9 protein-coding genes are annotated in these 9546 nt (G+C 57.5%); 5 read left to right on the top strand and 4 right to left on the bottom strand.

Annotated elements, in window-relative coordinates; translation table 11 throughout:
- Positions 1–82: 82 nt before the first annotated feature.
- On the bottom strand, positions 83–1039 hold the full coding sequence (locus H8B15_RS18910; RefSeq protein ID WP_187321212.1) for a DMT family transporter: 957 nt from the start codon (positions 1037–1039) through the stop codon (positions 83–85).
- 160 nt (positions 1040–1199) lie between these two features.
- Entirely contained in the window at positions 1200–2189 is a 990-nt protein-coding gene (dusB, locus tag H8B15_RS18905; protein ID WP_187321211.1) for a tRNA dihydrouridine synthase DusB, read from the bottom strand.
- A gap of 157 nt (positions 2190–2346) precedes the next feature.
- Between dusB and H8B15_RS18900 the strand changes: the two genes are divergently transcribed.
- The 5 genes from H8B15_RS18900 (at position 2347) to H8B15_RS18880 (ending at position 7787) form a co-directional block, all read left to right on the top strand.
- A complete protein-coding gene (locus H8B15_RS18900) occupies positions 2347–3396 on the top strand; it encodes a CPBP family intramembrane glutamic endopeptidase (protein ID WP_187321210.1) in 1050 nt (349 codons plus the stop codon).
- Positions 3397–3484: 88 nt separating this feature from the next.
- Positions 3485–4426 (top strand): phosphatidate cytidylyltransferase, encoded by a 942-nt coding sequence (locus tag H8B15_RS18895; protein WP_187321209.1) that lies wholly within the window; start codon positions 3485–3487, stop codon positions 4424–4426.
- Between the two features lie 184 nt (positions 4427–4610).
- Positions 4611–5900 carry a Glu/Leu/Phe/Val family dehydrogenase gene (locus tag H8B15_RS18890; RefSeq protein WP_187321208.1) on the top strand — a complete coding sequence of 430 codons (1290 nt, stop codon included), beginning with the start codon at positions 4611–4613 and terminating at the stop codon, positions 5898–5900.
- Between the two features lie 372 nt (positions 5901–6272).
- A complete protein-coding gene (locus H8B15_RS18885) occupies positions 6273–6956 on the top strand; it encodes a phosphatidylserine decarboxylase family protein (protein ID WP_185281929.1) in 684 nt (227 codons plus the stop codon).
- A gap of 144 nt (positions 6957–7100) precedes the next feature.
- On the top strand, positions 7101–7787 hold the full coding sequence (locus H8B15_RS18880; protein ID WP_187321207.1) for a hypothetical protein: 687 nt from the start codon (positions 7101–7103) through the stop codon (positions 7785–7787).
- A gap of 57 nt (positions 7788–7844) precedes the next feature.
- Here H8B15_RS18880 and H8B15_RS18875 read toward each other — a convergent pair whose 3' ends face one another.
- On the bottom strand, positions 7845–8327 hold the full coding sequence (locus H8B15_RS18875; RefSeq protein WP_187321206.1) for a GAF domain-containing protein: 483 nt from the start codon (positions 8325–8327) through the stop codon (positions 7845–7847).
- A gap of 107 nt (positions 8328–8434) precedes the next feature.
- Positions 8435–9526, bottom strand: coding sequence for a bifunctional diaminohydroxyphosphoribosylaminopyrimidine deaminase/5-amino-6-(5-phosphoribosylamino)uracil reductase RibD (gene ribD / locus H8B15_RS18870; RefSeq protein WP_343069183.1), 1092 nt, complete (start codon positions 9524–9526; stop codon positions 8435–8437).
- Positions 9527–9546: the final 20 nt, after the last annotated feature.

Here is a 9546-nt window from a genome sequence, read left to right as displayed (position 1 = left end):
CGTGATAAGGTCCTTCGCTCCGCTCAGGATGACACGCACTTTTCTACCATTCACAAACTCACAACTTCACCATTTCACCTCTTTACCTCGCCCGGTGGATAATTGCCACGCTTACCAGAATAATCACCATGCCCAGCACGTGCCACAGGTTGAATGATTCGCCATCGAGTACGCCCCAGCCCAACGCTACAACGGGTATCAGGTAGGTGTTAGAGGATGCGAAGAGCGCCGTGGATTGATGAATAAGCTTGTTAAACAACACCATGGCTACGGCCGTGCTGAGGGTAGCAAGTAGAGCGATATAGCCAAAGGCAGTCCAGGCACCTAGTGCCGTGGCTAGCTTATGCAGAAAATCGGTGCCCAGTAGTAGAAATACCACGGCAGGCCCACCGATGAACAGCAGCAACAGCCCCGTAACGGCCACCGGCGGAATGCCTTGCAAATGGTGCTTAATCACGTTGACGCTCACCCCGTAGCCAATGGTAGCCAGCACGATATAAAGCCCGTACCACGCGTTGCCTTCCCCGGCCGGAGTAGCCGCACCGCCGCTGCCGCCCAGCACCATCAGCACCACTGTGCCCGCAAGGCCCAGCCCGATGCCCAGTACCCGCAGCCCCGTGAGGCGCTGCCCGAAAAACAGTGCGCCTACCACCAGCGTGAACACCGCCGTGAGGGCATTGAGCACGCCCGCCAGCCCTGAGGCCAGACGCGTTTCGGCGTAGGCAAATAGGAAGGCCGGAATCAGCGTGCCTACTACCCCACTCAGCAGCAACCACTTGAAGCGCGACTTCTCTACCTTGCCCACATGCCGCAACGCAAACGGCAGTAGCAACAGCGCCGCCACTGTCACGCGCGTGGCGCCCAGCTCCAGCGGCGAAAACACCGCTAAACCCTTCTTCATCAAGATAAACGAAGTGCCCCAAATCGTAGCCAGCACCAGCAACAGCACCCACGCCGAAAGCGGAATAGGCGGCTCCGGCGATTGGGTGGCAGGTGGAGCCGGGGCGGCTATAGTGGCGGGTGGGGTAGGGGAAGGCATGAGGAAGAAAAGAGTGTCATCCTGAGTGCAACGCAGTGGAGCGAAGGACCTTATGACAGTAGAACAAGCAGGCGTTAGATACTATCTGCTGCGAGCCGTTCTAGCGTGATAAGGTCCTTCGCTCCACTGCGTTGCGCTCAGGATGACAGAAGTAAAAACACTACCCCACCAAAACCGGCTCGGCGGCAATGATTTCGTCCATGATGGCGCGCACTTCGTCGGGCTCGTTGGTGTCTACCAGGCGGGTGCGCCACTGCTTGGCGCCTTCCAGGCCGCGGAAATACTGGGCGTAGTGGCGGCGCATCTCGAAGATGCCGGCCCGCTGGCCCTTCCATTCCAGGCTTTTCTCGAAGTGCATGCGGCACATGGCCACGCGCTCCTCCACGGTGGGCGGCGCCAGTAGCTCGCCGGTGGCCACGTAGTGCTTGATTTCGCGAAAAATCCAGGGGTAGCCGATGCTGGCGCGGCCAATCATCACGCCGTCTACGCCGTAGCGGTTTTTGTACTCCACGGCTTTCTGGGGCGAGTCGATGTCGCCGTTGCCAAAAATCGGGATTTTGATGCGCGGATTGTTCTTGATTTTGCCAATCAGCTCCCAATCGGCCTCGCCCTTGTACATCTGCACGCGGGTGCGGCCGTGGATGGTGAGGGCTTCAATGCCAATGTCTTGCAGGCGCTCGGCCACATCCTCCACGTTTTTGGTGGTGTCGTCCCAGCCGAGGCGGGTTTTCACCGTCACGGGTAGGGGCGTGTTGCGCACCACGGCGGCCGTCATTTCCACCATTTTGGGGATGTCGCGGAGGAGGGCGGCGCCGGCACCGCGGCAGGCTACCTGCTTCACGGGGCAGCCGTAGTTGATGTCGATAAGATCAGGGCCGGCGTGGGTGCTGATGCGGGCGCACTCGCCCATGGTATCCACATCGGAGCCAAACAGCTGAATGCCAATGGGTCGCTCGTAGTCGAACACGTCCAGCTTCTGCCGGCTCTTGGCCGCGTCGCGTATCAGGCCTTCCGACGAGATAAACTCCGTATACATCAAATCGGCCCCATTGGCCTTGCACACGGCCCGAAACGGCGGGTCCGATACGTCCTCCATGGGGGCGAGCAGTAGGGGGAAATCAGGAAGGGCAAGGTCGCGAATGTGTACCACGGCAGCTATAACAGGATTTTGCGCAAATTTACAACTATTAGGGTCTTGGGGTCTTGGGAGCTTAGGGTCTTGGTTGATGTTCTCACAAACAATTGCAGAACAACCAAGACCCTAAGCTCCCAAGACCCCAAGACTCTACCTCAGACCCCCAACTGCTATGAAAGGTTTCCTACCCAACCGTTTGCCGCCCATTGCCAACCTGATTCTGCTGGTCGTCCTGTTGTTTGTGGGCTTTTGCGTGGCGTGGTTTTTCATTGCCTCCGTCAGCAACCTGGCCTTTGGCATCAACTTTCAGCAGATCGGCAACGTGATGCAGCAGCCCGAGCGTTACCCGCAGGGGTGGGCATTGTCGATGTTTGCTCAAGGGCTGGTGCTCTTCCTGAGCTTTGGAGGAGCGGCGCTGATGCTGGTGAAGCTCACCGGTTATCATGTTGCCGAGTACTTTGCCCCGCGCCGCCCGGTGCCTGGCCTGTGGCTGCTGATGGCGGCTCTGCTGGTCATCGCCAGCTTACCCCTCATGACGACCCTCATTGCCTGGAATGCCCAGGCACACCTGCCCGACGCGCTGCACGGCGTAGAGGTATGGGCAAAGGAGAAGGAAGATCAGGCGCAAGCCCTCACCAAAGCCCTCACCAATTTCAACTCGCCGCTGCGCTTCTGGATAGGCGTGCTGGTTATTGCCATAGTGCCGGCCATCAGCGAAGAGCTGGTGTTTCGGGGGGTGATACAGCGCAATCTGGTGCAAAGCTTCGCATCGCGGCACGTGGGCGTGTGGCTGGCGGCCTTCATTTTCAGCGCCATTCACTTACAGTTCTTTGGGTTTGTGCCTCGTTTTGTGTTGGGGCTGCTGCTGGGCTATTTGTATGAGTGGAGCGGCAATATTTTGGTGCCGATGGCAGCGCACTTCACCCAAAACTTCAGTCAGCTACTCCTGCTCTATTGGCAACAGCGCCAATGGGTGAGCCCCGAGCTCGACCCCGACGCCAACGAGGCCATGCCCTGGCCCTGGGTGCTGGCCTCTTTACTCGTTACGGCCGGCCTGCTGTACTGGCTGCACGAGCACCTCACCGATGAAACCGGCCCTACCCAACTGCGTACGCTGGGGGGCAAAGGCGTGACGGTGGCATCGCCAGAAGCGGCGCCGACTCCGGCCGCTGCCCGCACCCTGGGCCGCGACGGCGTAGACGTGGGCCGCTACCGCGACTAGGACATCTTCCGGATATTCGCTACGGGCTATTCTCGCGCATTATTCTTGCTTAGCCGACGGCTATTCTCTCCCTTATCTCTTCCTACCCTTGGCCGACGCTACTCCTTCTCCCACCAATCCTACCGGTAAAAAACCGATGTCCAACCTAACGCAGCGCATCCTCTACGGTGTGCTGGGCGCTGTGGCGCTGCTGTTCAGTATCTGGTACAGCGCCTGGACGTTTGCCGTTTTCTTCGGGCTGGTGCAGATGCGGATGCTGTGGGAGTTTTACCGCATGATGCGCAAAGCGGGCTACAAGCCGGCGGCTCTTTTATGCGGTGGCATTAGCATAGTAATTTTTGCGGGTGTACTAGGGGTAGTGGCGGCAGGTAATGTAGTTGGATCATTAGGGGTAGAGTTCAACGTAGTGGTAGGAGAGGGGTTTGATCTGTTGAAAAACATGTCTGCTGGTGTTGTTGCAGTCCTGATTGTCTTACCCGTCATCCTCATTCTGCGCGAAATGGTTGCATGGCCCCGCGAGAACAAGGGCTTGGCGCCGTTTGCCAATGTAGGGGTAGCCCTGTTAGGCCTGCTCTACGTGAGTCTACCCATGAGCTTGTTGAATGCCTTGGCTTTTACGGACAGCGGCTATGACTACCGCCGCATTTTCGGCCTGCTGCTGCTGGTATGGTGCTCCGATATCGGCGCCTATGCCGCTGGCAAAACCTTCGGTAAGCACAAGCTGGCACCCAAAATCTCGCCCGGCAAAACCTGGGAAGGTGCCGCGGGCGGCTTTCTGCTGACACTGGGCATGGGCTGGGCACTGGGCTTTCTGCTGCCCGAAATGTCGCTGACTACCCGCCTGGTAGCCGCCGCCGTAGTAGCTGTGTTCGGGCCGCTGGGCGACTTGGCCGAGTCCATGCTCAAGCGCAGCGTGGATGTGAAGGACTCCGGGCGCATCATGCCCGGCCACGGCGGCCTGCTCGACCGGTTCGATGCCTTTCTGTTTGTGGTGCCGGTGCTGGTGGTAGTGCAGCTTCTATTCGGATAAGAGTCCGTGATATAAAGCGCCGGGCGGAGGGGGTATATAGCCCCTCCGCCCGGCGCTTTGCGTATGTCTTTTACAGCTTCATCATTCCGCTACCTTTGCGGCCTTATTGTTGCCCCGTGTCGCCTCAGCCCCCAGCAACGAGGCGCCGCGTTTTCCTACCCACCCACCTTTTTTTCTTACTTCCATGGCAGTTCTGACCACGGTGTACAAAGAGCCGGCCCCGATTGTGGACCGCGAAAACCCGCTTGAGTCCATGATGTCGCGCTTCAACGTAGCGGCCAACATCCTCGGGCTCGACGAACAAACTTATAACGTGCTGAAAGCGCCTGATAAGCAGGTGATTGTCAGTATCCCTGTCACGATGGACAACGGGCAGGTGCGCGTATTTGAAGGCTACCGCGTGGTGCACAACACCATCCTGGGCCCCAGCAAAGGCGGCATCCGCTACGACACCCACGTGCACCTCGACGAGGTGAAAGCCCTGGCCGCTTGGATGACCTGGAAATGCGCCGTAGTCGACATTCCGTATGGTGGCGCCAAGGGCGGCATCATCTGCGACCCGACCACCATGAGCGCCGGCGAAATTGAGCGCCTCACCCGCGGCTACACGCTGGCCCTGAAAGACGTGTTCGGCCCCGACAAAGACATTCCTGCCCCCGACATGGGCACCGGTCCCCGCGAAATGGCCTGGCTGATGGACGAATACTCCAAGACCTCCGGTAAGACGTCGCCGGCTGTGGTAACGGGCAAGCCCCTAGTACTGGGCGGTTCGCTGGGTAGGGTAGAGGCCACCGGCCGCGGCGTGATGGTATCGGCCATTGCGGCGCTGGCTAAGCTGGGCATGAAGCCCGAAAACACCACCGCCGTGGTGCAGGGCTTTGGCAATGTAGGCTCATGGGCCGCAAAGCTGCTCAACGAGAAAGGCGTGAAAATTAAAGGCGTAAGCGACATCAGCGGCGCCTATTGGAACGAAGACGGCATTGACATCGACGAGGCCATTGCCTACAAAAACGCGCACAAAGGCCGCCTGGAAGGCTTCACGGGCGCTACCCCCATGGACCCCGACGATCTGCTGATTTCGGACGTAGACATGCTGGTGCCCGCCGCCGTGGAGGACGTCATCACCGAGCACAACGCCCACGATATCAAGGCCAAGCTGATTGTGGAAGGCGCCAACGGCCCTACCTCCGCCTCCGCCGACCCCATCATCAATGAGAAGGGAATTTTGGTGGTGCCCGATATCCTGGCCAACTCCGGCGGCGTGACGGTTTCCTACTTCGAGTGGATTCAGAACCGCCAGGGCTATAAGTGGAGCGAGCAGATGGTGATTGAGCGCGCCAGCCGCATCATGACCGAAGCCTTCGAGAAGGTATACGCCGTAGCCCAAAAGCACGAAGTGCCCATGCGCATTGCCGCCTACGTGGTGGCCATCGACAAGGTAGCTCAGACGTACAAATTCCGCGGCGCGTACTAAAAGGTGCTATCCAGAACGTCATGCTGAGCCTGTCGAAGCATCTCGCGTGCTGACGATAGATAGTATCTGCCATCAGCACGCGAGATGCTTCGACAGGCTCAGCATGACGTTCTGGTTTTCCCTTCTGGCTTGTTCAAATAAGCTTTAAAAGGGTGACGCAACCTTCGACGGCGTGCTGCCGTCCCTATAGCCATACGTTTATATTTGTGTGTAAGAATAGCCCGGACCGTTTCGGCCGGGCTATCTTTGTGAAGGATTTAGCCTATTTTGCCCCTCTCTCCATTTCCTACCCCAAACGCCCGCTGCCCTGCTGCCTTGGTCTGCCAACGCTAACGCTGCGAAATCAGCCCACTCTGCACAATCTGTGATATTATGAAGATTCACAAAGAAGGACGACGTATTCTATTCTTTACGTTGCTGGCCTTGCTGGCCGTCAACCTGTTGCTCTTCCGCGTGAATGAGCGGCACCTGCTGTTCAACCAGATTTTTGCGGGTATCTCCGTTATTGTTTTCCTGCTGCTGCTGCAATTCTTCCGCAGCCCCTTCCGCAACCTGCTCACCCACGAAGACCTGCTCATTGCCCCCGCCGATGGTAAGGTAGTGGTGATTGAAGACGTGCACGAAGGCGAGTATTTCGATGATATGCGCAAGCAGATCAGCATTTTCATGTCGCCCATCAACGTGCACATCACCCGCAATCCTATTTCGGGTATTGTGCGCTACTTCCGCTACCACCCCGGCAACTACCTGGTGGCGTGGCACCCCAAGAGCAGCACCAAAAACGAGCGTACCACGGTAGTAGTAGAGTCTGATGCGGGGCCGTTTGTGCTGTTCCGGCAGATTGCCGGCGCCATGGCCCGCCGCATTGTGTGGTATGTAAACGAAGGCGACGAGGTAAACCAGGGCGAGGAGTTCGGCTTCATCAAGTTCGGCTCCCGCGTCGACATCTTCGTGCCGCTGGACACAGAGCTGAAGGTAGGGCTAGGCGAAAAGGTGAAAGGTGGCCAAACGGTTATTGCACAGTTGAAGGTAGCGCAGCCGGGCTTGTTTAGCTAACGCATAGAACATCATGCTAAGTCTGTTGAAGCATCTCTACCGCTTCATATGCTAGCAACTGAATAGCCACAGTAGCTTTTCTGTGTAACATAAGCGCCGCAGCTTCTTCAGGAAGCTGCGGCGCTTTTTGGTTATTTTAAAGGCATGGAAATACAAGCTGCATTTCACCAAGTATTAGCGAAGAAGTTATCCATAGCTGATTTTGAAGCTTGGGTGTATGCTACTCCAGAACTGGAAAAGTTTCTTGACTCTAATGATTACTTCGAGCTAATCAGTTTGAATTACAAGGACAAAAGGGCCCGCTTCAATCTAGAAGCTCTATTGGATAAATATGTTGATTGGCAGCAAATACGCGACGATGAATTGCGCCAAACGCTTCGAAATCTGACTAATAGAATAAGTCTCGATGATGTATTAGAGGCGCTGATAACCAGCTATAACTGGTACTGTGGAGGCTATTATTTTCTGGAAAATGTGGCGGCAGACTATGGTTTTCTAGCCGATACTCATTTTAGCTGGACTTCTTCTAGTGTATGGTCCTCTACCTCGGAAGACCAGAAACAACGCTATATCAATCAATATTATCCTGGCGTAGGGCAAGCGGCTATGACTATTTTAGGTTGGCTGGAAACCGGAAAAATCCGCGTGAATTGGCAAGAAGCGAGCTATGCCGACGACCGTAGTCCAACGGAGCGTGAAGCCCTATTTATTCAAGACATTGGGGCGAAATGGTTTATTCCGGGAAGGGTACCTTCTTCTACTCCTTCATCAGCAAGTGCTACCAATATGAAATCAATTAAAAGCAGGAAGTGGTGGCAGTTCTGGAAATAGGCGCCTACCCGGATTCTTGATTCCCTGCCTGCTGCGCAGAATGTCCGGAATGACAGCCTAAAACCACCCCGCAGCCAGTGTCATCAATTGCTCCAGCGCTGCTTGGTCGTCGTGGTCGAAGTCGTTGAGCTGGTCGCTGTCTACATCGAGTACGGCTACTACCTGGCCGTCTTTCAGTACGGGCACCACAATTTCGGATTTAGAGTCGGAGCTGCACGCGATGTGGCCGGGAAACTGCTCCACATCAGGTACTAACAAGGTGCGGGCTTCGGCCCAGCTGCTGCCGCACACGCCCTTGCCGCGCCGGATGCGCGTGCAGGCAATTGGCCCCTGAAACGGACCTAACACCAGCTCGTCGCCTTTGACTAGGTAGAACCCTACCCAGAAAAACCCGAAGGCCTGGTGTAGGGCGGCGGCCGTATTGGCAAGGTTGGCCGTCAGGTCCGGCTCGCCGGTGGTCAGGGCTTCAATCTGGGGTAGGAGCTGGCGGTATTGCTCGGCTTTGTTGAGGGTAGTGTCAAGGTGAAGTTCTTCGGCCACGGTTGGAAGTGTTGAATGTTGAATAGGAATGAGTAGGGTCATGATCTGCGAGCCTCAGCGCCTACCTCCGCGAACCTCTGCGAGAAACCTCGTCAGGAGGCTATTGGTTACCGCAAATAAACAAACACTTCATCGTCGCCCAGCCGAAACTGCTCGTGCAGCCCCACAAACCCCAGGCGCGGAGCCGCCACGCCGGCCCCCAACTGCTTCGGGCTGCGTATCACCCGGATTTCGTCCCACAGCCCATCTTGCAGCAACGATTCCAGCACCGTAGGACCACCTTCCACCAGCATCGATTGTACGTTGCGCTGGTACAGGTTCTGCATAATCTGCGGAAACAGGTCGTCGGCCTCGGAGAGTGTCACGTAGCCGAGGTTACCGCGGGTGTCGCGGTGGCGGTAGGTGTATACCAGGGTAGACTGCTGGCAGTCAAGCAAATGATGGGTAGGGGGGAGGCTCAGGTTTTTGTCGATGACAATGCGCAGCGGGTTCTGGCCGGGCCAGTGGCGCACGCTCAACTGGGGGTTGTCGTGCAGGGCCGTACGGGTGCCCACCAAAATGGCCTGCTCCTCGGCCCGCCACTGATGCACGGCCAGTCCCGCCAGCTCCCCACTAATCTGCACGGGCTGGTGAAAGCGCCCGGCCAGGAAACCGTCGGCCGTTTCGGCCCATTTCAGCACTACATAAGGCCGTTTCTGCTCCTGAAACGTAAAAAAACGCCGGTTCAGCCAGCGCCCCTGCTCGGCCAGCAAGTCCGAGCTAACGTGGATGCCAGCCGCTTCCAGCTTGGCCACGCCCTGGCCTGCCACCAACGGGTTGGGGTCGAGGTTGCAAACGACTACCTCCGGAATGCCTTTGGCAATGAGCAAATCGGCGCAGGGCGGTGTTTTGCCGAAATGCGAACAGGGCTCCAGCGTGACGTAGGCGCGGCTCTGGGGGAGCAGATGTGGCTCCGTGACGGAGGCCACCGCGTTTACCTCGGCGTGCGGCCCGCCGTATTGCCGGTGCCAGCCCTCCCCAATAATGCGGCCGTTGTGGGTGATAACGCAGCCTACCAGCGGATTTGGACGCGTGTAGCCGGTGCCCAGGCGCGCCAGGTCCAGCGCCCGGCGCATCATCAGGTGGTCAAATTCGGTGAACGATGGCGAGGGGGTAGGTAAGGCCTGAGTGGTCATGAGCAACAGGGTGGGTGGTAGCAAACAGGGCGAAGAGAAGACAA

It is taken from the genome of Hymenobacter citatus, assembly GCF_014333615.1.
Taxonomy (GTDB): domain Bacteria; phylum Bacteroidota; class Bacteroidia; order Cytophagales; family Hymenobacteraceae; genus Hymenobacter; species Hymenobacter citatus.
Note: the sequence above shows the minus strand (reverse complement) of the source record. Positions and strands in the feature narration are given on the sequence as shown.